Genomic DNA, 24,526 nt, shown 5'->3' with positions numbered 1-24,526 from the left:
TTTTGGTACATCATTATGATCGTTTTAATGTGTTGATTGGAAGTGGTATATAGGTCGTGTCATTTGGAACAACAGGAAACTCATGATTTTGCCATTGTTTTTTTGCTCCTTCAATTTTTTCTTTGCTCGTAGATACAAAGTTCCAGAATATATGTCGTTCTTCAGTAAAGGGTTCACCGCCAAATAGTAACACGTGGGTATTGGGCTTTAATGTAATAAAACAACTATCTTCAATTTTGGATACCAGCATATTTCCTTCTTCTATGTGATCATCGCATGCTTCAATAGCTCCTTTTACAATGCAAATACCTATCTCTCCTTGTAATTCTCCTTTGATTTTTAATTCATACAATTCTTCGGTTTTTATTTCAACCATAAACAGATCAGAATGAACGGGTAGAGGAGAGGTGTGTCCATATCCTTTTCCGGCAATTAGTCGATAATGTGCTCCACTATCACTCCAACTTGGCAAATCCTTAACGTCAATATGATGAAATTCAGGTTCAATATCTTCTAATTCTTTGGGTAGAGCAACCCATATCTGATATCCATGAGCAGTAAACTCTCTTCCGTCTCTTAAATCATGAGGGGTGCGTTCGGTATGTGTTACTCCTTTACCGGCAACCATCCAATTTACAGATCCAGGAGAAATACGTTGATTCGTACCAATACTATCCTGATGCATTAATTCGCCTTCAAGCATATAAGTTAGGGTTGATAAACCAATATGGGGATGCTGATCAACATCCATATAATTTCCTTTTTTTATGAGGGCAGGTCCCATATGATCAATAAATATAAAAGGACCCACCATACGTTTTTTTCTAAAGGGGATGAGTCTTCCAACTAAAAAATCACCTATATCTCGACTTCGTTCTTCTATTATCAATCCTTGATTAGACATATTAAATACTGTTTTCTTTACTAAGAGAGGTTTAAAGGTAAATTATTTTCGATGGATACAGGGTTAAATTTATATTAACCTAGTATAATTTTTACGCTAAAAATCTCTTTTACATTTGAGTAGAAGTTATGGGCTTTTGTTAAGGATTTTTATAATCCTTTTACTTTAAAATAATTTACTATCTTTTCATTCGTTTATAAGCATAATCAACTAATACAATCAACCTTAAACCTACTTATGGAAATTTTTTCTTCGTACAACGTTATTATTGGAATTTCTCTAACAATTATTTTATCATTTATCTTTAATGGAGTAGCAAAAAAAACCAATGTTCCAGCAGTACTACTACTGATCATTTTAGGAATTATTTTACAATATATTCTCAAAGGTTTTGGAGCGGATCCAAATCAATTCTTATCGATGTTAGAGGTATTGGGTATCGTAGGGTTGATTATGATTGTACTTGAGGCGGCTTTAGAGCTTAAACTAAAAAGTGATAAACTGATGCCAATTCTAAAATCAATGGCTATTGCTTTGATAGGGCTTGTGGCTTCTACTTTTATAGCTGCCGTAATACTAAAAGCATTGGTGAAAGGAATGACTATGCAATCTGCCTGGTTATATGCTACACCATTGTCAATATTATCAAGTGCGATTATTATACCCAGTGTATCTTCGCTTAAAGAGGCGAAAAAAGAATTTCATATCTATGAAAGTACATTTTCTGACATCTTGGGGATTATGTTGTTCTATTTTTTAACCGGAAGATTAAATCCAGCAGAAGATTCTGGAGTAGGAGGCTTTTTTCTAAATCTGATTCTGACCATTATTATTTCATTGGTAGCCAGTTATGCCATTATTTTAATATTTCAGAAAATTAAAAGTCAGGTTAAACTATTTCTTCTCATCGCTGTATTGTTGCTATTATATGCTTTAGGAAAGAAAATGCACTTATCATCACTAATTATTATTTTGATCTTTGGATTAGTTATAGCGAATATGAAATTGTTTTTCCAGGGGCAACTTAAACAATATTTAGATTTTGAAAAGGCAAAATCAATATATCATGAATTGCATGTTATAACGGCAGAGACGGCCTTTGTTGTCCGTACTTTATTTTTTGTGATTTTTGGTATTACAATCGTGCTGTCCTCTTTGTTAAGTTTAAAAGTTACTTTGATTAGTATCTTGATCCTGATTTCTATTTATGCCATCCGTTATGGACTATTACGATTGTTTATGGGGAAAGATATATTTCCTCAATTGTTTATTGCTCCAAGAGGGTTAATTACTGTACTTTTATTCTATGCTATCCCTGCAGAAGCTACTATAGAAGGTTTTGAACCTGGGATACTATTATTTGTTATTATTGGGACCAGTTTAGTAATGACCGGTGGAATGATTAGAGATAAAAAAATGAACCCTGAAGCGTTAGAGGAAGGAATTGACACACCCGAAGATACTCTTGAAGAGACAGAATATTTTATCAATAACACCACAGATTTAAGTGATATTGATGATTCTATAGCGCCTGATGCTCATGAAACAGAATAATGAAATGAACTATTGAATTTTCTTACACATTAGTCTTCTTTTTGAAACATGTCGATTAGAATATTAGTATTGAATTCCATCTGAAATCTAAAGAACATAATAAACAGATGAAACGTTTACATCGATTAACCGCAATATTAGTTAAACTACAATCTAAGAAGATTGTTCAGGCGGCAGAACTTGCCGATAAATTTGAGGTTAGCCAACGCACTATATATAGAGATATGCAAGCACTTACCGATGCGGGTGTACCGATTGGTGCCGAGGCTGGTACGGGGTATTTTTTAGTAGAAGGTTACTCTCTACCACCTGTAATGTTTACTGAAAAAGAAGCTAATGCTTTACTGACCGCTTCAAAAATTATAGAAACAAACAATGATCAATCATTAATTAATGAATATCATGATGCTGTTGAAAAAGTGATTGCAGTACTTAAAACCACACAAAAAAAGAAACTTGAAATCCTGCAAGAACGAATTTTTACATACTCAAAACGTGAGATCCATCCTAGTAATTCGTTATCCATCATTCAACAAGCAATTACTGATTTTAGAGTTTTAGAAATTCAATATACCAAAGCAAATAAAGAGTATAGTAAAAGATTAATTGAACCCTTAGGAGTCTATTTTACCAATAATACATGGATTTTGATCGCATATTGTAGATTGCGTAAAGATTATCGCGAATTTAGAACAGATCGTATTACTCATATTCTTGAAATTCAAGAACTTTTTCCTCCGCAACGATTTACGCTAGAAGATTACTATAATCGAAGAGCGCATCTTTATAGAACAAATATTTCTTCTTAGAAAACACTACTGACATAAGGTTGTCATACACTGGTTTTAGTTTTGATTAAAATTAATACTTATGAACACATTAATTCTAATCATTATGGTAAACTTATTGTTTAATCCTTCCGCAAAACCAAATCAAAACTTTTTGTCTATGAAAAATAAATCAACTGTAGTTGAAGTTGTATTGTTTGAAACCAATCAAGGCTATTCTGAAGAAGAAGCACAAAAGGCATTAACTTCTTTAAATGATATTGTGAAACTACATTATGGTTTTATAGAAAGAACAACGGCAAGTAATGGTGATGGTAAATATATAGATATTGTATATTGGACCGATATGAAATCAGCTAAAACTGCAGCAGCAGATATTATGAAAAATCAAAAAGCTCTTGCTATATTTAATGTAATCAAACCAGAGTCAATACAAATGTACCATTTTGATACATTTAATCATTTTGAGGAGTAGTTAACAAAAAATTAATGAATCAATACCGTCAGTTTTATAAATTGATGGTATTTTTATTATTTATCTATGATTCCAGAACATATACGTACTAGAAAAGGAGCACGAAGCTTGAAAGATCTTGATCAAGAAGTCCTTGAATATTTAAATCATGGACATATAGAAACCGCAAACCTTATGGAGTGGCTTGCTGTTGATCAACTCAAATTATTGCATATCATTCTTACAGATTTGGGTAAAACAGACTGGTATGACAGCTTTTATGAAGCGGTTTCTGCGCAAAAAAAACCTTCTGCTAACTCTAATACTAAGGTGATTGGCTTAGAGTTTATGCAATTAACAGATGATTCTAATATCTTAACGTATTTATCTAACCATACTTCAGATGTTCCAAGATGTTGGGCTGCGTATTGGGCAGGGCTTCAAGAGACAGAAATCAACAAAAAACTGGGTGTGATTAAGAACTATTGTGCAGATACGCATTTTGGAGTTCGTGAGGTCGCTATTTTTGCTGTAAAAGAAGCTATTATCACGGATTTGGATAGTGCTATAGATATTTTGGTACAATGGACTTCAGATCAAGATGAAAATATTCGTAGATACGCTGCAGAAGTAACAAGACCTATTGGTGTTTGGACCAAAAAGATTGATGCATTAAAAGAAAACCCTGAAAAAGGAATTGCAATATTAGAACCGCTTAAATCTGATTCTTCAAAATATGTTAGGGATGCTGTCGGTAACTGGTTAAATGATGCTAGTAAAACTCGTCCAGATTGGGTTATAAAAATATGCAAGCAATGGGAAAAAGAATCAAAAACAAAAGAAACTCAATATATTATCAAGAAGGCTTTACGTTCAATTAATAAATAAGTTTACAACGTTCTGAAGCAATTAAAAAGAAAACGGCATGATCATTAATACAGAGTTAAAACAAAATCATAATTTGTTTCCAGGTAAAGTAATTTCCTTTTCGCAAGAAGAAGGTAAGGTAAATTTTCTAACCAATAACGAAGTTATTTTACAAGTGACTGTATTAAAAGATAGTGTAGTTCGTTTTAGATATGCCACTGATAATAATTTTGAAAAAGATTTTTCATATGCCATAGAAAATGGTTCACCTAAAGAGTATTTTGATGCAAAGGTAGAAGAACATGAGAATCAATATTCAATACACACCAATACGATAAAAATCACCATACAAAAAGATGATCTCGGTACAACAATTTATGACCACCATGACAATGTAATTTGTAAAGATGATCTAGGGTTTCATTGGGAGCAAAGTTATGAGCACGGTGGTAATATTGTAAAAATGAGTAAACATGCTCCCTTAGGAGAGTTGTATTATGGTTTAGGAGATAAACCAATGCATCTCAATCTCAAAGGTAAACGTATTGAAAACTGGGCTACAGATCAATATGCTTTTAGTAAGGATCAAGATCCACTATACAAAAGCATTCCATTTTATATAGGAATGTATGAACAACGGGCATATGGAATCTTTTTTGATAATACGTTTAGGACGTTTTTTGATTTTTGTAAAGAGCGCCGTGATGTTACTAGTTTTTGGGCTCCTGGAGGTGAAATGAACTATTACTTTTTCCATGGACCCAATATGCAAGATGTTGTTACACAGTATACAGATCTTACAGGCAAGCCAGAGTTACCGCCGTTATGGGCTTTAGGATATCATCAATGTAAATGGAGTTATTATCCCGAAAAAGAAGTAAAGGAAATTACTAGTAAATTCAGAGAATTAAAAATTCCTTGTGATGCGATTTACTTGGATATTGACTATATGGATGGATTTAGATGTTTTACTTGGAATAAAGAATATTTCCCCGATCCAAAACGTATGGTCGCAGAACTCGCTGAAGATGGATTTAAGACAATTGTTATTATTGATCCCGGAATCAAAATCGATAAAGAGTATTGGGTATATAAGGAAGCAATAGAGAAAGATTATTTCTGTAGACGAGCCGACGGACCCCTTATGCGAGGAAAAGTATGGCCCGGAGAGTGCTATTTTCCAGATTTTACAAACCCAGAAGTAAGAGAATGGTGGTCTGACTTATTCAAAGAAATCATTGATGAAATAGGAGTGAAGGGCGTATGGAACGATATGAATGAGCCGGCAATAATGGAAGTCCCCAGTAAGACATTTCCTGATGATGTGCGCCATGATTATGACGGACAACCATGTAGCCATAGAAAAGCGCATAATATTTATGGCACCCAAATGGCACGAGCAACTTATAATGGAGTGAGAAAGTTCGTTTACCCTCATAGACCATTCATTATTACACGATCAGCATATTCAGGAGCACAGAGATTTACATCTTCCTGGATGGGGGATAATGTAGCGACATGGGAGCATCTTTGGGTGGCTAATGTCCAGATGCAGCGTATGAGTATGAGCGGCATGTCATTTACAGGTAGTGATATAGGGGGGTTTGCAGAGCATCCTTCTGGAGAATTGTATGCACGATGGATACAACTGGGTGTTTTTCATCCGTTTTGTCGTACACATTCTTCTGGTGATCATGGCGATCAGGAACCATGGACCTTTGGTGAAGAAGTAATTAATATCACTCGTAAATTTGTTGAGCTTCGATATCAATTATTACCCTATTTATACACTATGTTTTGGGAATATGCTGAAGAGGGTATTCCAATGCTAAAACCTTTAGTGTTATTTGATCAAAGCGATTCGCAAACACATTATAAAACAGATGAGTTTATATTTGGAAATCAAATTTTGGTATGCCCGATACAAGAACCAAATTCTAAAGGTAGACGAATGTTTATACCCAAAGGGCATTGGTATAATTACTGGACTCGCGAATTTGTAAAGGGCGGAATGGAGCGTTGGGTAGATGCAGATATAGATAGTATACCCTTGTTTATTAAAGAAGGGGCAATCATTCCTAAATATCCAATACAACAGTATGTTGGAGAGAAAAGAATTGAAGAATTACGTTTAGAAGTATATTATAAACTAGGAAATACAGAAACCTCAAGAGTGTATGAAGATGCACAAGATGGATATGATTATACTAAAGGTGAATATAGTTTGCGTAGCTTCTCTTTAACAGGAAAAGAGACAGAAGTAATTATTGAGCAAATTGTTGAAGGAAATTATATCACAGAATACGAAACTATTCGAGTGGAGTGTATTGGTCTTCCTTTTACAATTGGTAAAATTGAAGTTGATGGCGTTATGGTCCCATTTGATACTGAAAATAATACCTTGGTCATTCCAAAAGTCTTTGCAAAGCTTCATCTAACGAGTTAACTATTTTTTTAGCACATCTGGAGAAAAGCTATAGGTCCTTGCATTTATAATTGAATCAAACTTAAGAAAGTTCCATTTTTTTGTATTTCCTTTTATGTCGGTTGAAATAATATATTTACCATTCTTATAAAAAGTTGCGGTTTTTATGGGATAGTCATGACGTATAAGGCTGGGTATTGGTGTAAATTCGTTTTTTTCTTCGTTCAAAATTCGAGCGATACTATTTCTAGGGTTATCCTTTTTATAAATCTGAACCGTATGATCACTGCTAGCCGTAAGAATATAATCATTTTCGTGAAACTCTAAATCAACAATTTCGCTGGTATGAGCAGAAAGAACTTGCAAAGTATCAAATTTGGCCTTCGTTTTTTTCCATAAAATAGCAGTATTGTCAGAGTTTCCTGAAATGGCATATCTGCTATTTTTTGAGAAGTCGATATCACGAATATTATTTATATAGTCATACATATCTTGATTTCCTTGATTTATTTTTTTTTGTAAATAGGTGATTTTCGTATTACGTGATAAAGGAACTTTTTCTACATTTTTTAGATGTTTATAAAGAGAATCGCTATTAATAATTCGATCCTCAATAGGGGTGATATTCCAAATTTTTACCATTTGATCTTCACCACTTGTTATTATGAAATCTGTATCTCCTTTAATAAAAGAAACATTGTGTATAGGTTTAGAATGGCCAATAAATTGTTTACGTAACATTTTATCTGAGTTCCATAAATTTGCACCATTATCTCTACTTCCGATAAGCATTTCGTTTTTTTCTTTATCAAGAGCTATTGTATTTATTTGCTCATCATGAACATAATGGTCATTTGCATTTAATGTATTTAGATCCAGTTCTTTTATCCGACCTCTTAATCCCAATAAAACAGTATCTTTATTTTTAACCTTAAAAGTATGAATGATATCATCTTCTTTAAACTCAATATCCTCCAGAATATTGATAGTCTTCTCATTTTTTTTATTTAGATACAACTTATCTTTACCGTAAAGCACTATGAAATCAGTGTTATTTAATGCCTTTATTTTTCTGATTTTTTGATCTAAATTCTCAATTTCATTAATCTTGTTTTCGCTTTTTGAAAAATCTAATTCCAAGATTTTATTGTCGACACCTATAATAAATACTTCATTTGCTTTATGTTCGATATCTATCTTTGTGCCGTTTATAATTACATTATCATTTTTGTCTATTACATTTCCTTTAGTGTCAAGAATTCTAAGAACCAAGCTGTTATTAGGTTTTCTTTGTGCTATGAGGATCATTAGTTCTTTCACATTATTTTTATGAGATATGTAAGGTTCAAAAGCTACTATGTTATTTTTAATATTATTAGAATTGGCTTTTGAATTTTTTTGCACATAATTTATGGGGGAAATAATTAGTTTTTCTGATGATGTTGCAGCAAATAGGTATAGCGTATCACTATTCGCCGGAAATCTTCTGGTTTTTGTTGATGTTATAGTATCATTATTGGTGAGTCTCTGGTCTTTTCTTAGGTCAATACTATTATAATAAAAAGGCATTCGCTTATATTCTCTATATAGATCATTTTTAAAATCCATTAACAAATCAAATTTGGTGTCGAAGGGTAAAAACCACAGTAATTTTTCTTCACGAATTTTTTCTGACGCTCTGATATAATTGAAAGAACTTGTTTTATCTACATTATAATCTCGCAATGCATAACTTAGCAGCTCTTTGATGCGATTCTCTTTTACAGATTTTTGTAATGAATAGGCTAATGCTGCCAGGATAAAGAGTAGAGAAGTTAGAATAAAAGGGTAATAAAAGAATATTTTTAATCTCTTTTCAAGCTTTTTTTTCTCTAATTCTTCTTTCTGGCTTTCTCTAATACTATCACTTAAAAATTGTTTTTTACGTTTTAATCGATCAGCATCATCATCATTCATGATGTATGACATACATTGATTCATACGTTCTATTTGCTGTGCAGAAAGTAAATCGCCAGTATTTTTGGTATCCTCATAAATATCAAAAGAAGAAATAAAATCTTTCTTAATTAAAGATCTAAAATCATCTTCAGTACGTATGTTACTAATAACTTTAGCGATGATATCATGACTCAATTCGGCATAACCAGTACTTACATTTAGAATTCCTTTTTCTTTTAATTCATTAATAATTTCTGATACCGTATCATTATACTCTGGGTCGTTATCCTCCCATATATCTGTTTGAATTTTATTAAGTATTTTTTGATTATCTATGATATAATAATTCTCTTTTTCAATTTGTATGGGTACTCTTTTTTTGAGGTCATCTTTGGTTTTAAAATGCCTCAAAAACTTAATTATACTATCTTTATGTTGTGTTTTATTGTTGAGTTTATTATTGGTGTTCCTAATAATTTTGTTATTAATTTCTCGGATATAATTTTCTAATACATGTTCTATAGAACCAAACTCTTTAATTTCGTGTTCTTTAAATTCTAACGGCAATAAAATGTTATTTTCATCTTTTAACTGTTGATCACCATAAGTTCTATAATAATCTACTTTATATAACCGATCTAAATATACTTGTAAAAAAGGTAGATGATAGCTCGTAGATCCATTATCTTTAATTTTGATTTGATCAAGAATTAATTCTATCCTATTATATTTTTCTATATCTGATAGTTTTTCATCGGTATCACCTTTATATTGATTTATGTTAAACTTCAGGAAAGATTTTTCGATAATACTTTGTATGCTTTCCTTATTTGGATGCGCAAGACGTATTTTTTTATAAAAAATATGCGGAATATAAGATTGCAATTGATCCAGGTATCCAAAATACTCTTCTCTTAAAGAGATTATGATATTAAACGGAATTTTATAATCAAAAATGAGCTTTAAGAATAACCCAAGCTTATTCATTTCATCTTTTGTTCCATGAACAAAAAGCTCTTCAAACTGGTCAAAAATAATTAATGGAGTAAATGATGCTCCAGAATTTGAAACTCTAATATTTGTGAAATATTCATTTAACTGATTAGATATGGTACTTAGCTGCACATTTTTTTCTCCTAATTTTTCAAGGAGTTCTTTTCGTTCAAGAATGAATTTCTGTAATCGTTCTTTATATTGTGAAATAACATATTGATCATCTTTCTCTTCAGTGTCAGGAGCATCTTCTGCTATAGATTGTTCTGTAGAAGTTTGTCTAATTTTTCTTTTGTTTCTTTTTCGCTCTAGTATTTCTTCTTCTACAGTAAGCATTAATTCTTCTATATGGTCTATAAACCCTAAAATCCTATTTAGATCTTCATGAAATGAAAAAAAATCATCTAATAGCTTTGAAGGAGTTTCTGGAGTCCAATTGTCGTTTCCGGCATATATGAATAGTTTTTTCTTAATAGATTCTATAAGATTTTCATCTCTTCGAATACTAATCACTTGTTTATCATATCGTATTCGATTGAGTAAACCACAATAAATAAGACTTGTTTTACCAGATCCCGAAGGACCATGCAAAATCATAATTGTAGAATCTTTATAGAGATCAAAAAGGGCAATACTTTCTTGATCTCTACCAAAATAAGTTAAGTAATCCTTTTTTTGATATGAGTTTAAAAATTTAAAGGGTGATATGATTTTTGAGTGAGGCATGACTTACGAATAGGATATTAAATTCTTTATGTACTCAAAATGATCTCTAATTTTTTTCTTTTCTTCAATTTCTATAATATCTTTTTTCCCGTCTTTATATAAAGCTAAGATCATATCTTCATCCAGAGGAACTTCTATTTCTTCGCCTAATTTTCTCTTTTTTGAATCATTATTTCTATCAACTTTTGCATTGATAACTTCTTTATAAATCAGTTTCTCTGTCGCTTCCGAGTATCGATCTAAATAGTATAGTTTTATTTTATCTTTAGCTACAGACGTAGAGTTAACATCAAGATAAAAAGGAGACAGATTTAATTGTCTTTTAGGTTTTCCGGATTTGTTCTTAGTAGTACAGATATATACCGAATGTATGTCAATATCAAGTAAAGCTTCATCATCGGTTACTTCAAAGATTTCACTTTTTTTATCATCTAATGCTGTTGGCCTTTTACTAACAGGGTAATATGAACGATTAATGACATAAGAACGTTGATTATCGTATCTAAATTGATTATAGAATACGTCGTAAATTGATTCTATTCCTAGGGATCTCAAAAATGTAAAATTTCTTAAGAATTTTTCAAGATAAAGCTCTGTCTTAATATAATTATGCTTGCTATTTTGATTATGTTCCATATGGGCAGAGAAAAAATCAGAGACATCTTTAAATAGTTGTCGATTTTGTATAACACAAGCTTTTAATTCGCTCCAAAGGACATTTTTTTCCAAATATTCATCTGGGATATTATTATAAATAAAGAAAAGATCCTCTGTGATTTTATCTTGTACATGAGACTCCCAACCAATTTCAAGATTTTCTCTAAGAATTTCTTTTAGTTGACTACTCAATTTGGCTTTGAAGTCAAGATCTCTTTTTGAAATTGACCAGATAATGGAGTAAGCAGAAAATTTGAGGAAATTTAGAAACTCTTTAAACATACTTCTGATCACCCAGTAGCGTTCTTTACTTAATTCTTGATAAATACTGTTGTTTATATCATGAAAATCTGATAATATTTCTAGGTGTATGCATAAAAAATAAGGGTAGTATTTGTATAAATCTTCTTTGAGATTTTCTTCTTGTTTTATTTCATTAATTAAGTTTTGAAAACGATTTTTTACAGGAAAGTTATCAGGATCTGGATAATACATTGTTCGTAAATCAAAATCAGTTGCTTCTCTGTTGATTTTAAAACTATAATTATTGATTTTATTATCGATATCATCTGCAGCCATTGGTCCTCTTTCAGTATTTTCTGAATCTTCATAATACCCATGCTGAAAACCTTGAGCTTGATTAAATATAGCTTCGATTTTTTCGGCGGTATCGATATTATCCTTTTGATTTAGTAACAATTCATAAAACCTGGTTGACAATGTTTTTGCAAAATGATCATAAACTGGAGTTTTAGTACCAATTACAATAGGTACATTGGATAATGCGTCAACAATTTTTTGACTAGAGCATCCATTGATAAAAACCATCTTTAATTTTGGAGCATTGTTCAAAATCTGAATTAAGCCTTTATCGTTAAATATTTCGTCGCTTAGTGTAATAGCTTCATCATCGTTATTATGATGGCCACTAAAGTGAAAAACGGTCATCACATTAGTAAGTAGCTGAAGTTTACTAATAAATCCATCAATTCCTTCATTAAGGATGATTTCTTTACTAAATATTTCCTTTTCTTTTAATAAAAGAACATCGATGGCTTTACGTTCATCATCCAAATGTGTTAATGGAGCTCCTGCATCATTTTCAAATATTCCAACAAAAAATTCTTTCATGAGTCTGCGTTTAAGGTTTAAAAATCTATTAATAAGGGATTTGCCTGGTTGTCGTCAAGCAATAGTTTAGGTATTTCAATTTGTTCTGCAACGGCTGTTGTTGTACTACTATCTTTTACAGAACGTATGTTGTCTAGCCATTGTCCTCTTGAAAATTTTCCGGTAACGGGATCAATGTTAATTTCTACACAGGTAAATGCATAAGTAAGAGGTGTGTCGCCTTTAAACTTTACTTCATTTTCAGACATTTTTTCGATTGTTAAATTGGTATCAACGTTTGCTAAATATTCCTGAATTAAAGGAATATTAATCTCGGCTTCTGTAGTATTATCTTTATATGTAGAAAGCGAAAAATCCGTGCTAGTTAGAATATCAGTAATTAGGGCTAATTTTACTTCTTTTTTTTCTGAAATTTCCTGAATGAACATATTATCAGGGTCACCTTTAATATCATTAGAAACCAAAACATGACCAAGTTCTAAGGTGTCAATATATTTTCTGACTACATTTCCGAAAGAAAAGGACATTTTGCTGGTTCCTTTTATTGAAGCCCCAACGGCTGCAGGGTCTATTCCAAAAGCTTTAATAAAGTTACCTAGAATATCAAAACCAATTTTAAAATCGATCTTTTTGGTTTTAACATTGGATACTTGTGCTACGGTAGAGGTATTAATCTCAATAGGATGATTAAATCCATCTTTAACCAAAAATCGGAACTCTCCCAAATATTTTGGTTTGTGATTTTGTATTTCGAGCATGCACATGGGTTGTATTCTAGCCTCTGGAATTCTAAGTGGATTAGCATCAAACAAATCTCTTATTTGGTCTGTTATGTCGTTTTTACATATTCTCATGATCTATATATTCTAATTGATTAATAGCGTTTAAAAATTTTTCTGCCACTTTAGCAAATCCCGCATCATTTGGATGAATTTCGTCGTACCATTCGTTTTTACTAACTGTGGATCTCATATCTAAGTAGGTTGCATTCTTATGCTTTTGAGTAACATCTTCTAATAGCGCATTAAAAGTGTCGATGAGATATCGAATTATTTTGGATCTATCTTCTAATACGGTAATTCCTTTTTTGATCAAATATTTATTGACCCAACCATTTTTAATGGTTTTATCATCCAAATCTGCAAGAACATAATCATAACCATGAATAAACACCTGTTCTACAAAATCAAATTCGGAAATTCGATTAAAAAAATAATTATAGTTGCCCCATAATTGGTTCATTTTTTTCTGATGATTCTCATTCAAATACTCAGAAGCTTCTAATCCTGATTCTAATCCTGGTATAAGAATATCTTCAATCTCTGGACCTATAACATCATTACCGCCACCACTAATTAGAACATATCGTGGACGTTCTTTTTCAATTTCTTTAAGGAGTTGACCACTATCTCTATAATTTTGAATCTCATCTCCTGCGGCAGCAATACTGCGCAAAGGATACTTTTCCATTACATAATCAAGAGTGTCTTTTACCAAAAACGGAAATAAAAACCAAGAATCCCCTTCAGCGACAATGACTGGTAAATGAGGAAACATTTTTTTTGATTTTTTAAACTTTCGGTACCTGCATTTGTCATCTAAATAATTTCCAAGTTTTAACTTAAAACCAGATACACTTCGTGTATTAACTTCAATATCACCTGTGGCATTAGGTGAATTTATCGTCTTAAAAATGAACCCATTTTGTTTTTTTGAAGTATATAATGCGTTAATAAAAGGCGCTACAATTTCATCATTTGAATACCAGTCCCAGTTTTGTAATACCTTTTTTCCTAGTATATTATATGTGGGGTTATGAAGTCTAAGCTCGGTAGTGTATACATCCCATTTTGTATTCTCTAATTCTAAATCGTCAACAGCGCCGGTCCCCATTAAATTACCGTGATGGGTAATTGGTGGAGATAGAGGGGATTGAGCCATATCAGGAATAATAGGAGTAATGTCTTCTTGATTGTTTACAATAAATTTGTAATACAACCAATCATGTTTCCAGTTATAAATTTCTTTATATGCATCTAATGTCCAATATGAAAGAGGAGTTTTTCGATGCTCATAAAACAGTATTGTCTCTCCTGGTTTAAGTTTTTTAGATTTATTATCTAATAAATCTGTTGAGATTCCTATATCAGAACTTAGCAGTAAAGCCGAAACAAAAATATCTTCGTTAGAAATATTAGAAACCTTAATTTGAAATTTCTGGTAATATTCGCCACTTCTTGTATATTGATTTTCTATGGTGTTGAGATCAACTCCAGAATTTGTTACATCTATCCATTGTTGACTCTCATTAATTCGCATTTCAACTTTAATCGGGATAACAGAAAAACCGGCATCTGGGTTGATTAATGTGTTGTAATAGTTCCATTTTACTAAGGCTTCTATTTGATTTTCAAGTCTTTTTTGTATGGTTTCTTCATTAGTATTTAAAATATCTATTTGAACTGCTAAAGGTCTGTATGGATCATCGGGTAGTGTTATATATACAGTTTGATTAAATATAATGACAAAAAAACTAGCGCTCTCTGGTGTAGAAATGTTTAGATTATCAATGTTGGTTAGTATCGCGGTTACTTGATTTTGGGTATGTATATTTTTGTCCAGATTCAAAACATGTATGTCTAATGCATTAAAAACAGTTTCGGTAATTACGGGATACGATTTTTTAAAATCTAGCTCAATTCCTGCTTCTAAGGGATCAGTGATTAAGGAGTCTTCAAGGCTTACATCGATAATTTCTGTAGTAAAAGTTTTACTCTCTTCTATTTGAATAGTGATTTTTGCACCTTCTTTTATGCCAAATAATTGGCCTTTATTGTAGTACCAACCATTTTTATTATTATAAAATACTTGACCCTGATCAATTTGATTGTGTTCAGGATAAAGGTTTAGCCAAGAGCTGTAATGATCAATTTTACCCGATCCTTGAACACTAATTGTTGGAGTTTGCTTTTTGTTTGTAATGTCTTTTAAACTAATTTTTGCCCATTTCGCTATGTCTAAGTAGTTCAGTTTACTGTCTTTGGCTTTTAAAAGTTGTAAAAGAAATCTTGTAAATACCCCTCCTTTATGATCTTCCCAGGAAGATTCTGAAGAAAGACAAGCCGAAATATTTACTGAGTTTTTATATGGAATTAAAGAGGATAGTTGTAATGTTTTAGTACTTTCTTCATCAATTTCTTCACAAAAAACGAAGTCTTCATACTTCCTTGACGGAAATACAGTACTTAATTTTCTTTGTCTGGAGTCGTTACCGGCCTGGTTAATAACGGACCTTACAATGTCTCCAGAATGACAACAATCAAATACAGTGATCAGATGTGGATTGTTTTCAAACTTCGAAAACAAATAACGCAGTTCTTTATCTGCCAATAAGAAGTTTTCATTATTCTGATCATTGTGATAACAAACCAAACATTCAATTAAACCAGTATATGCATCACTAAATCGGCCAGAACTATCTTCTAAAGTGCCGTGACCACTATAATATATAAAAGCTACATCGTCGTCATTTGCTTTATTTAAAAAAGTAGTAATGTGTTTAATGATATTACTTTTTGTAGCCTTATGATCAATTAGCACTTCAATTGAAATATTGTTATAGACGTTTCCAAGCGTATTTAGATACTTTTCAAATTCTTTTACGTCATTAACGCACTGATTTAAAGGGCTTAATTCGTATTCATTTATTCCGATAAGTAAAGCATATAGGTTCATAATCGTGTATTCTTTTAGATGGATGAATAAGAACGATTGCAATTAAGAAACCAAAAACTGCGAATACGATATACTATTTTTTATATCAATGTGTGGGGTATATAAATATAACTTTTTATTGTTTTAAATCCAAATACTAAAATTACTGATATACAGTTGTTTATTTGTCTTTTTGATACTTGTGAAGTTAGATATATTTCTTCTTTTTTCTATAAGAATTAACCCCTAAAATATAGGGTGAAAACCCCTTTTTTGCCTGAGATTTTATTTGCCTGAATAATACGAGTATGATTTTGGTGTTAAGTTACCTGTTATCGAATAAGTTGTGTTTTTATCGAAAAAATTAGAAAGAGAACATCATTACTTTGTTTCAAATCCTATGTTTTTTTAGTATTTTTAGCTAACCAAAATTATACAGAATATTGATTATGAAAATTAGAAAACTTTTAGTCTGGGGGACAGCTGTACTATTTATATCGTGTGCTACTAATCCATTTACAGGTAAGCAAACGTTAGCTTTAGTGCCAAATTCTCAGATATTGCCAATGGCATTTCAACAATACAATCAGTTTTTAGGAGAAAATAAAGTAGTCAAGGGTACATCTGATGCAGAGATGATTACCAGAGTAGGGCAAAAAATTGCCAGAGCTTCAGAGCGGTGGTTGAATGCAAATGGTTATTCCGGGTATTTAAAAGATTATAAATGGGAATATAACCTTGTAGAAGATAAAACGGTAAATGCATGGTGTATGCCTGGAGGTAAAATCGTATTCTATACCGGGATTTTACCAATAGCGCAAAGCGAAACAGGTATCGCTGCTATTATGGGGCATGAGGTAGCTCATGCATTGGCTAATCATGGCCAGCAAAGAATGAGTGCTTCACAAATACAACAAGTGGCAGGTGCCGCTACGGCTGTGGCTGTAAGTGGAAAAAGTCAGCAAACACAACAAATCGTGGGTACAGCCTTTGGTCTTGGTAGTCAGTTTGGAGTAATGTTGCCTTTTAGTAGAAGTCATGAAACTGAAGCAGACCGTATAGGTCTTCAACTTATGGCTATCGCTGGATATAATCCTGACGAGGCTGCTAATTTATGGAGACGTATGAAAGCTAATAGTGGCGGGCAATCACCGCCAGAGTTTATGAGTACACACCCTTCTAGTGATACTCGTATTGCAAACCTTACGGCATGGGCACCTTCAGCAAGGGCAGAAGCTAAAAAATTTGGGATAACTACTTTTAAATAATTATAAAGTTTAGATACATTAAAAAGATTATACTTATTTTAGAAGCCGTTCTGAACTAATTCAGAACGGTTTTTTAATTCTATTTGATGAGTAAAACACTACCAAAAGGGCATAAGAAATTATTGAATGCATGGGCATTCTATGACTGGGCAAATTCTGTTTATAATTTAACAATCTCTTCTGCTGTTTTCCCTATTTTTTGGGGAGCATTGACTATCATTAAAGATAATGAAGGTAATATTATTAATGATACTGTACATTTTCTGGGGTATGATTTTAATAATGATTCTTTGATTAGTTATGTTACAGCTATAGCATTTTTGGTGGTTTCATTTATTAGCCCATTTCTGTCAGGTATTGCCGATTATGTAGGAAATAAGAAAAACTTCCTAAAGTTCTTTTGTTATCTAGGGGCGTTATCATGTATAGGGTTGTATTGGTTTTCATTAGAGCATTTGTGGTTTGGACTATTGTGCTATTTTCTTGCTCTGATAGGCTTTTGGGCAAGTCTGGTATTTTATAATTCATATCTGCCAGATATAGCATATCCTGAGCAACAAGATGCCATTAGTGCAAAAGGATACTCTTTAGGATATTTTGGTAGTGTACTTCTATTGGCAATTAATTTGGTCATGATTCTATTTTATGAATTTTTTGGGTTTGAAAGCGCTGGAGAACCTACAAGATTATCTTTTGTAATGGTAGGAATATGGTGGATAGGGTTCAGCCAATACACATATTACTATTTGCCAAAAGGAAATAAAAAAGAAGTGTTGACTAAGGCGATCATTTTTAATGGGTTTAAAGAATTAAAAATGATATGGATAGCTTTGCAAAACGATATAAAACTTCGCAGATACCTAACCGCTTTTTTTGTATACAGTATGGCGGTACAAACCATTATGCTCATTGCTACCTATTTTGGAATAGAGGAGTTAGACTGGGGCGATCAAGATGCTACTTTTGGGCTAATTATTAGTATACTTTTAATTCAAGTTGTTGCTATATTGGGAGCATTCCTTACTTCAATGGCTTCTTCAAAATATGGTAATATTAGAACACTTATTACAATTAATTTTATATGGATAGGGCTGTGTATTTATGCTTATACCATCACAACTCCATTTCAGTTCTATATTGCAGCGGCTATTGTTGGTTTGGTGATGGGAGGTATACAAGCACTTTCAAGATCAACCTATTCAAAGTTTTTACCAAAAGATGCAGTTGATACAGCTTCATATTTCAGTTTTTACGATGTTTCAGAAAAAATTGGAATTGTAATCGGTATGTTTTCTTACGGGATTATAGCGCAATTAACAGGAAGTGTAAGATATTCTATTCTTTTTCTAATATTGTTTTTTGTTGTTGGCTTGATTTTGCTGTTTAGGGTACCAAGAAATAACTAAAACTCAAGCGCAAAGCATTTTATCTTTATTTTAGGTATTTCATCCATTTTGGAATATGAAATAATTCTATTTTCAAAATAATAATTTGAAATATAATAATATTGGAAACGTTATCGTTATTAGCTATTTTTATAAAAATAAAATCTAACTACAATGAAAAAACTTATGTTAATGCTGGTTGTAATAGTACTAGCTTCTTGCAGTGCGCCTCAAAAAACGGTTATTGCAGCCAAAAAAACCTTAAAAGGGGAGTGGTCTTTAAATAATATCTCTTATGATCGTTCAGGTATATTCGATGTAAACTTATATAATGATGCTTCTGCTGAATGTTTCACTGGTAGTACTTGGAAATTTATTCCTAATAATAATACTGGTAAATATCAAGTGAATCAAAGTAGTTGTACATCTACAGGTGAACGTAATTTTAGATTTACAATCCCAAAACCAGAAGGAGACGGAGAATACTACTTCTTATTTAAGCCAATAAACGAAAAGAAAAAAAGTACAAATAATAATGCCGGATATAGAATGGCATTAAAACATCTTGATGACACAACAATGACTTGGGCAATGACGGTTAGTTTAGAAGGTTCACCTTTTGTAATCACGATGAATTTCAATAAAATACAATAATTCAAATCTATACAATGATGAAGACAAATCTTAAAAAAATTGGGGTTGCATTAATGGCAGTGGCAATATTATCAAGTTGTGAAGCCGTACAAAATGCAAACAATACTCAAAAAGGAGCAGTAATTGGTACTGCAGCCGGGGCTGTACTTGGTGGAGTGATTGGTAATAATGTAGGAAAAAGAAACTCAGCATTAGGGGCTGTTATTGGTGGTGTAGTTGGAGGTGTAGCCGGAGGGGTTATAGGAAAGCAAATGGATAAACAAGCTCAGAAAATTGAGTCAGAAATACCTGGAGCCGAAGTAACAAGAGTTGGTGAAGGTATTGATGTAGTGTTTGATGAAAATAGTGGGGTTTATTTTGAAACCAATAAATCTAATATTAATGCAAAATCTAAAACTAATCTGAACAAACTTGCCGGTATTTTTAAAGAATACCCAGATACTAATATCATTGTTGAAGGGCATACTGATAGCACAGGAGATGATAGTTATAATATGTCATTATCTCAAAAAAGAGCAAATGCAGTTACAGAATACTTAGTATCGCAAGGAATTAGTAGAAGTCGTTTAACAACCTATGCACATGGAGAAACACTTCCTAAATATGATAATGGAACTGCAGAAGGAAGAGCAAAAAACAGAAGAGTAGAGTTAGGAATTGTAGCGAACGAAAAAATGAAGAGAGATGCTCAACAACAAGTAAAACAATAATTTTACTGAAAGATAAAATCAAGAATCCCGACATACTAGTCGGGATTTTTTTATGCACAAATTTTACGTATCTTCATTTGATGAATAGGCATTCAGATATAATAATTGTAGGTGGTGGTTTAGCCGGTTTAACCTGTGCAATCCATCTGGCTATGTATGATATAGAGGTCGTGCTTATTGAAAAAGAAAGCTATCCAAAGCATAAAGTTTGTGGTGAGTATATCTCTAACGAAGTATTCCCATATTTTGATTTTTTAAATATCGATTTAACGTCAATTCAACCAGTTGATATTTCTAAGTTTGTCATCACTACTCAAAAAGGAGATACGATTCATAGCGAACTGCCATTAGGCGGATTTGGAGTTAGCAGATATACATTAGATTATCATTTAGTAAAAAAGGCTAAAGAATCTGGAGTGCAAATACTACAAGATCAGGTATTACAGGTTGATTATGATACTGATGGTTTTAAGGTTAAAACTGCTCAAAATTTAATGTTTACGTGTGATTATGTTATTGGTGCATATGGTAAGCGATCAACACTAGACAAGAAACTTAATCGTAATTTTAGTTTCAAAAAATCTCCATGGTTGGCAGTTAAAGGGCATTATAATGCAAAAATTGATACAAATACTGTTGCTCTACATAGTTTTAAGGGAGGATATTGTGGGATTTCAAGAGTAGAAAAAAACAAGGTGAATACTTGTTATTTAGTGAATTATGATAGTTTTAAAAAATATAAGGATGTTGATTCTTTTCAGAGGGAAGTAATGTATAAGAATGAACACTTAAAATCCTTTTTTGAAGATGCAGAACTATTATTTGATAAACCGATAACTATAAGCCAAATTAATTTTGATAGAAAAGAGCCAGTTGAACATCATATTTTTATGGTTGGCGATTCGGCAGGACTCATACATCCATTATGTGGCAATGGTATGGCAATGGCAATACAAAGCGCCCAAATACTTTGTGAATTGTTAATTAAATGTTATAGTGAAGTAGTTGATTTATCAAGAGCGGATTTAGAAAAACTATATGCCCAACAATGGAATCAAACCTTTTCAAAAAGGTTACGAACAGGTAGATTACTACAGCGTATTGTGTTAAATGGTAATCTTCAACAATTATCATATTGGTTAGCAAGTGTTATGCCCTCTGCAGTGCCTAAAATAATCAAACAAACCCATGGAGAACCTTTAGTATGTTCATAAATTTAGTACATAGAAGTAACGAACCAGAAATAATGGATGATGTTAATGTAGAGGAAAAAGCCTTGAAAATTGCATTAGCCGATATCTCACGGGTAAACAAGTTATTAGGAGGGAATAGTATTACTATAAAATCGGTTGATCAACTGATGATTGATGCAGACCTCAACAAAGAATTGACAATTGTAGATATTGGATGTGGAGACGGTGAAATACTAAGGGTATTAGCTGATCTCTATAGAAAGAAAAATATAACGGTAAAATTAATTGGTGTAGATTTAAATGAAAAAAGCCTTGAATTAGGAAAAAAACTAAGTGTTTTATATCCAGAGATATCGTATTATAAATATGATATTTTAAAGGTTCAAAATTCAGAACTTACTTGTGATATAATATTGTGTACGCTTACATTGCATCATTTTAGTTGCAAAGAAATCAAGGGTGTTATAAGAAAGGCTGTAGAATTGGCTTCTGTAGGTGTTGTTATCAATGATCTTCATAGAAGCAAATTGGCATATTATCTTTTTAAATTATTTAGTTTATTTTTTATTAAAGGATACATTGCTAAAAATGATGGTTTAGTTTCGATAAAGAGGGGGTTTAAAAAGAAGGAATTGTTAGACTATGCCAAAGAACTCAATCTTCAACAATACTCTATTGATTGGAGATGGGCATTTAGATACCGTTGGGTTATCAAAACAAAATATTGATTAAATTATAATAAATAATACGTAAGGAAATTTGGAAGTAAGAATTGCCGCAGTAACCAAGCAGTTACCTCAATATATGAGAGAAACCAAAGAAATATTACCTTTTGTTTCTCAATGGTTATCGGGAGAAGAAGACCGTTACAGGCGTAAAGTCCTTAAAATATTCGAGAATGCAGCAGTAGATAAACGTTATGGGATAATGAGTATTGAAGAAGTATTTACAGCTTCATCATTCGAAGAAAAAAATGACATCTATATAAGAGAGGTTAAAAAATTAGGAACTTCAGTTTTAAAAAAAGCTTTAAAAAAAGCAGGTTGGCCAGCAAAATCCTTGGATTATATTATTACAGTAAGCTGCACAGGTATTATGATTCCTTCTATAGATGCTTATATTATAAATGATTTGGATTTGCGCCAGGATATTGTACGACTTCCTGTGACTGAAATGGGTTGCGCTGCTGGAGTATCTGGAATTATTTATGCAAAAAACTTTTTAAAAGCTAATCCAGGAAAAAGAGCCGCTGTAATCGCTATAGAATCACCTACAGCTACTTTTCAGCTAGATGATCATAGTATGACAAATATGGTTAGTGCAGCAATTTTTGGAGATGGTGCTGCTTGTGCGCTATTGTCTTCAGAAGAAGATAGTAGTGGACCTAAAATAATAGGCGATGAGATGTATCATTTTTATGATGCAACGAAAATGATGGGTTTTAAAATGACCAATGGCGGATTGCAAATGGTGTTAGATCCCGAAGTACCTTCAAAAATTGCAGAGCATTTTCCAAATGTGATTCATCCTTTTTTGAAAAAGTACAATACAAAAATTGAAAATATAGATCATCTTATATTTCATCCTGGCGGAAAAAAAATTGTGCAAACTGTTGAAGAACTTTTTGGGCATCTTGGTAAAAATATAGATGATACAAAGGCTGTTTTAAAGGACTATGGTAACATGAGCAGTGCTACAGTCTTATATGTTTTAGAACGTTTTTTAGAACGAAATCCTAAGCAAGGTGAAACAGGTTTGATACTGAGTTTTGGTCCAGGATTTTCAGCACAGCGAGTATTAATTGAATGGTAAGTGTACATAAGTATGCAAATTTATTCTTTTTAAAGAAAAGGTTTAAAACAAAGAGTGTTTATGAGCAAGGAATTTTTAAATAATCAATGGGGCTTGATACTTGGTGGTAGTACTGGTTTAGGATTGGCTACTGCAAAAAAACTTGCTATGCATGGTATGAATATTATTGTAGTGCACCGTAATCGCAAAAGTGAAATGAATCAAATTAATACTGATTTTGAAAGTATTAAAGCATTAGGTGTTGATTTTCTTTCTTATAATGTAGATCTATTAAAACCAGAAAAAAGAGAGGAAACCGTTATCCAAATTAAGGAAGGTCTTGGTCAAGGACAAATTAAAACTTTGATTCATAGTATTGCAAAAGGAAATTTAAAACCAATGGTAGAAACTAACCAAAATCTAAAAAATGATGATTTTCATTTAACAATAGATGCAATGGCAATAAGCCTTTATGATTGGGTTAAGGTTGTTTTTGATACTAAATTATTTACTGATGATGCGCGTGTGATTTCATTTACCAGTGAAGGTAATACCAAAGCATGGAAGAATTATGCCGCAGTTTCTGCAGCAAAAGTAGCGCTAGAAGCTATTACGCGAAGTATAGCTTTAGAATTTGCTCCTTATGGAATTAGAGCGAATTGTTTGCAACCGGGAGCCGTGAATACACAATCCTTACGAATGATACCTGGTTATAAGAAAATTATAGAACATAGCATACAACGGAACCCTTATAATAGGATTACTACACCTAAAGATGTTGCGAATGCCGTATATTTATTGTGTAAAAAGGAGGCATCTTGGATCAATGGTTGTGTGATTCCGGTAAATGGAGGGGAGCATTTAAATTAAAATACGTTAAAAATGAAAAACATATGCATCTTTTGTTTTCCTTTGATCTTATATACGTTTTCATGCAAGGAAGATAATACTACAGCAGAAAATAATATTCCGGATATGAATATTATTGAAGTAGTAAAGGTAATGAGTGTTGTGGCAACAGGCGAAGAAAATAAATATACATTTAGTGTAGGTGTTCAAAGTCCCGATACAGGTTGCAATCAATATGCAAATTGGTGGGAAGTAATTTCTGAAGAAGGAGATTTGATATATAGAAGAATTCTCGCACATAGTCATGTAGATGAGCAGCCTTTTGTTCGATCTGGGGGTCCGGTTGCCATTACCAAAGATCAAAAGGTATTTGTACGAGTACATATGAATACTACTGGGTATAGTGATAACATATTCGCAGGCAGTGTTCAAAATGGATTTCAGGAAAGTATCCTGGATAAAACATTTGCAAGCCAATTAGAGACAATGCAACCACTACCCAATGGTTGTGCATTTTAAAGAAGT

Annotated in this window: 19 protein-coding genes; 14 read left to right on the top strand and 5 right to left on the bottom strand. The window is 32.2% G+C overall.

The features are described 5' to 3' along the window. Nucleotides 1-13: 13 nt before the first annotated feature. Nucleotides 14-904, bottom strand: a complete 891-nt coding sequence (locus tag JJQ60_RS05620) for a pirin family protein (RefSeq protein ID WP_201917558.1) — start codon at nucleotides 902-904, stop codon at nucleotides 14-16. Between the two features lie 237 nt (nucleotides 905-1,141). Here JJQ60_RS05620 and JJQ60_RS05615 point away from each other — a divergent pair, with 237 nt between their 5' ends. The 5 genes from JJQ60_RS05615 (at nucleotide 1,142) to JJQ60_RS05595 (ending at nucleotide 7,013) form a co-directional block, all read left to right on the top strand. Then, the gene (locus JJQ60_RS05615) at nucleotides 1,142-2,458 is read left to right on the top strand and encodes a cation:proton antiporter domain-containing protein (RefSeq protein WP_201917556.1); all 1,317 of its coding nucleotides are present in this window, start codon (nucleotides 1,142-1,144) and stop codon (nucleotides 2,456-2,458) included. Between the two features lie 107 nt (nucleotides 2,459-2,565). Beyond that, nucleotides 2,566-3,267, top strand: coding sequence for a helix-turn-helix transcriptional regulator (locus JJQ60_RS05610; RefSeq protein WP_201917554.1), 702 nt, complete (start codon nucleotides 2,566-2,568; stop codon nucleotides 3,265-3,267). Nucleotides 3,268-3,328: 61 nt separating this feature from the next. Continuing rightward, nucleotides 3,329-3,721 carry a hypothetical protein gene (locus tag JJQ60_RS05605; RefSeq protein ID WP_201917552.1) on the top strand — a complete coding sequence of 131 codons (393 nt, stop codon included), beginning with the start codon at nucleotides 3,329-3,331 and terminating at the stop codon, nucleotides 3,719-3,721. A 66-nt stretch (nucleotides 3,722-3,787) separates the two neighbouring features. Beyond that, nucleotides 3,788-4,588, top strand: a complete 801-nt coding sequence (locus JJQ60_RS05600; RefSeq protein WP_201917550.1) for a DNA alkylation repair protein — start codon at nucleotides 3,788-3,790, stop codon at nucleotides 4,586-4,588. Nucleotides 4,589-4,625: 37 nt separating this feature from the next. Next, nucleotides 4,626-7,013: a glycoside hydrolase family 31 protein gene (locus tag JJQ60_RS05595; protein ID WP_201917548.1), complete on the top strand. Its 2,388-nt coding sequence runs from the start codon at nucleotides 4,626-4,628 to the stop codon at nucleotides 7,011-7,013. On the opposite strand, the gene JJQ60_RS05590 is transcribed toward JJQ60_RS05595, so the two are convergent. The 4 genes from JJQ60_RS05590 to JJQ60_RS05575 are packed head-to-tail and all read right to left on the bottom strand — an operon-like array spanning nucleotide 7,014 to nucleotide 16,172. Continuing rightward, nucleotides 7,014-10,649, bottom strand: coding sequence for an AAA family ATPase (locus JJQ60_RS05590; protein ID WP_201917546.1), 3,636 nt, complete (start codon nucleotides 10,647-10,649; stop codon nucleotides 7,014-7,016). Nucleotides 10,650-10,652: 3 nt separating this feature from the next. Further along, the gene (locus JJQ60_RS05585) at nucleotides 10,653-12,437 is read right to left on the bottom strand and encodes a hypothetical protein (protein WP_201917544.1); all 1,785 of its coding nucleotides are present in this window, start codon (nucleotides 12,435-12,437) and stop codon (nucleotides 10,653-10,655) included. Between the two features lie 17 nt (nucleotides 12,438-12,454). After that, nucleotides 12,455-13,291 (bottom strand): gasdermin, encoded by an 837-nt coding sequence (locus JJQ60_RS05580; protein ID WP_201917542.1) that lies wholly within the window; start codon nucleotides 13,289-13,291, stop codon nucleotides 12,455-12,457. Continuing rightward, on the bottom strand, nucleotides 13,278-16,172 hold the full coding sequence (locus tag JJQ60_RS05575; RefSeq protein WP_201917540.1) for a caspase family protein: 2,895 nt from the start codon (nucleotides 16,170-16,172) through the stop codon (nucleotides 13,278-13,280). The genes JJQ60_RS05580 and JJQ60_RS05575 overlap by 14 nt, the downstream gene beginning before the upstream one ends. Before the next feature lie 428 nt (nucleotides 16,173-16,600). Here JJQ60_RS05575 and JJQ60_RS05570 point away from each other — a divergent pair, with 428 nt between their 5' ends. From JJQ60_RS05570 to JJQ60_RS05530, 9 genes are all read left to right on the top strand, one after another. Next, the gene (locus JJQ60_RS05570; RefSeq protein ID WP_201917538.1) at nucleotides 16,601-17,419 is read left to right on the top strand and encodes a M48 family metallopeptidase; all 819 of its coding nucleotides are present in this window, start codon (nucleotides 16,601-16,603) and stop codon (nucleotides 17,417-17,419) included. An 86-nt stretch (nucleotides 17,420-17,505) separates the two neighbouring features. Beyond that, nucleotides 17,506-18,825 carry an MFS transporter gene (locus tag JJQ60_RS05565; RefSeq protein ID WP_201917536.1) on the top strand — a complete coding sequence of 440 codons (1,320 nt, stop codon included), beginning with the start codon at nucleotides 17,506-17,508 and terminating at the stop codon, nucleotides 18,823-18,825. Nucleotides 18,826-18,978: 153 nt separating this feature from the next. Next, on the top strand, nucleotides 18,979-19,458 hold the full coding sequence (locus JJQ60_RS05560) for a lipocalin family protein (RefSeq protein ID WP_201917534.1): 480 nt from the start codon (nucleotides 18,979-18,981) through the stop codon (nucleotides 19,456-19,458). A 17-nt stretch (nucleotides 19,459-19,475) separates the two neighbouring features. Further along, on the top strand, nucleotides 19,476-20,168 hold the full coding sequence (locus JJQ60_RS05555; RefSeq protein ID WP_201918197.1) for an OmpA family protein: 693 nt from the start codon (nucleotides 19,476-19,478) through the stop codon (nucleotides 20,166-20,168). Nucleotides 20,169-20,248: 80 nt separating this feature from the next. Next, the gene (locus JJQ60_RS05550; RefSeq protein ID WP_201917532.1) at nucleotides 20,249-21,382 is read left to right on the top strand and encodes an NAD(P)/FAD-dependent oxidoreductase; all 1,134 of its coding nucleotides are present in this window, start codon (nucleotides 20,249-20,251) and stop codon (nucleotides 21,380-21,382) included. After that, entirely contained in the window at nucleotides 21,373-22,089 is a 717-nt protein-coding gene (locus JJQ60_RS05545) for a methyltransferase domain-containing protein (RefSeq protein ID WP_201917530.1), read from the top strand. Before JJQ60_RS05550 ends, JJQ60_RS05545 begins: the two co-directional genes overlap by 10 nt. A 31-nt stretch (nucleotides 22,090-22,120) precedes the next feature. Beyond that, nucleotides 22,121-23,173, top strand: coding sequence for a type III polyketide synthase (locus JJQ60_RS05540; protein ID WP_201917528.1), 1,053 nt, complete (start codon nucleotides 22,121-22,123; stop codon nucleotides 23,171-23,173). Between the two features lie 60 nt (nucleotides 23,174-23,233). Beyond that, nucleotides 23,234-24,022, top strand: coding sequence for an enoyl-ACP reductase FabI (locus JJQ60_RS05535; RefSeq protein ID WP_201917526.1), 789 nt, complete (start codon nucleotides 23,234-23,236; stop codon nucleotides 24,020-24,022). Nucleotides 24,023-24,034: 12 nt separating this feature from the next. Further along, entirely contained in the window at nucleotides 24,035-24,520 is a 486-nt protein-coding gene (locus JJQ60_RS05530; RefSeq protein WP_201917524.1) for a hypothetical protein, read from the top strand. Nucleotides 24,521-24,526 lie beyond the last annotated feature (6 nt).

Source organism: Aquimarina mytili, assembly GCF_016735115.1.
GTDB lineage: Bacteria > Bacteroidota > Bacteroidia > Flavobacteriales > Flavobacteriaceae > Aquimarina > Aquimarina mytili.
The sequence above is the reverse complement of the archived record's forward strand: the minus strand, read 5'-3'. Positions and strand labels throughout refer to the sequence as shown.

Coding starts and splice junctions, on each gene's coding strand:
- JJQ60_RS05620 (WP_201917558.1), bottom strand. CDS start 904: ATGTCTAATCAAGGATTGATAATAGAAGAACGAAGTCGAGATATAGGT.
- JJQ60_RS05615 (WP_201917556.1), top strand. CDS start 1,142: ATGGAAATTTTTTCTTCGTACAACGTTATTATTGGAATTTCTCTAACA.
- JJQ60_RS05610 (WP_201917554.1), top strand. CDS start 2,566: ATGAAACGTTTACATCGATTAACCGCAATATTAGTTAAACTACAATCT.
- JJQ60_RS05605 (WP_201917552.1), top strand. CDS start 3,329: ATGAACACATTAATTCTAATCATTATGGTAAACTTATTGTTTAATCCT.
- JJQ60_RS05600 (WP_201917550.1), top strand. CDS start 3,788: ATGATTCCAGAACATATACGTACTAGAAAAGGAGCACGAAGCTTGAAA.
- JJQ60_RS05595 (WP_201917548.1), top strand. CDS start 4,626: ATGATCATTAATACAGAGTTAAAACAAAATCATAATTTGTTTCCAGGT.
- JJQ60_RS05590 (WP_201917546.1), bottom strand. CDS start 10,649: ATGCCTCACTCAAAAATCATATCACCCTTTAAATTTTTAAACTCATAT.
- JJQ60_RS05585 (WP_201917544.1), bottom strand. CDS start 12,437: ATGAAAGAATTTTTTGTTGGAATATTTGAAAATGATGCAGGAGCTCCA.
- JJQ60_RS05580 (WP_201917542.1), bottom strand. CDS start 13,291: ATGAGAATATGTAAAAACGACATAACAGACCAAATAAGAGATTTGTTT.
- JJQ60_RS05575 (WP_201917540.1), bottom strand. CDS start 16,172: ATGAACCTATATGCTTTACTTATCGGAATAAATGAATACGAATTAAGC.
- JJQ60_RS05570 (WP_201917538.1), top strand. CDS start 16,601: ATGAAAATTAGAAAACTTTTAGTCTGGGGGACAGCTGTACTATTTATA.
- JJQ60_RS05565 (WP_201917536.1), top strand. CDS start 17,506: ATGAGTAAAACACTACCAAAAGGGCATAAGAAATTATTGAATGCATGG.
- JJQ60_RS05560 (WP_201917534.1), top strand. CDS start 18,979: ATGAAAAAACTTATGTTAATGCTGGTTGTAATAGTACTAGCTTCTTGC.
- JJQ60_RS05555 (WP_201918197.1), top strand. CDS start 19,476: ATGAAGACAAATCTTAAAAAAATTGGGGTTGCATTAATGGCAGTGGCA.
- JJQ60_RS05550 (WP_201917532.1), top strand. CDS start 20,249: ATGAATAGGCATTCAGATATAATAATTGTAGGTGGTGGTTTAGCCGGT.
- JJQ60_RS05545 (WP_201917530.1), top strand. CDS start 21,373: ATGTTCATAAATTTAGTACATAGAAGTAACGAACCAGAAATAATGGAT.
- JJQ60_RS05535 (WP_201917526.1), top strand. CDS start 23,234: ATGAGCAAGGAATTTTTAAATAATCAATGGGGCTTGATACTTGGTGGT.
- JJQ60_RS05530 (WP_201917524.1), top strand. CDS start 24,035: ATGAAAAACATATGCATCTTTTGTTTTCCTTTGATCTTATATACGTTT.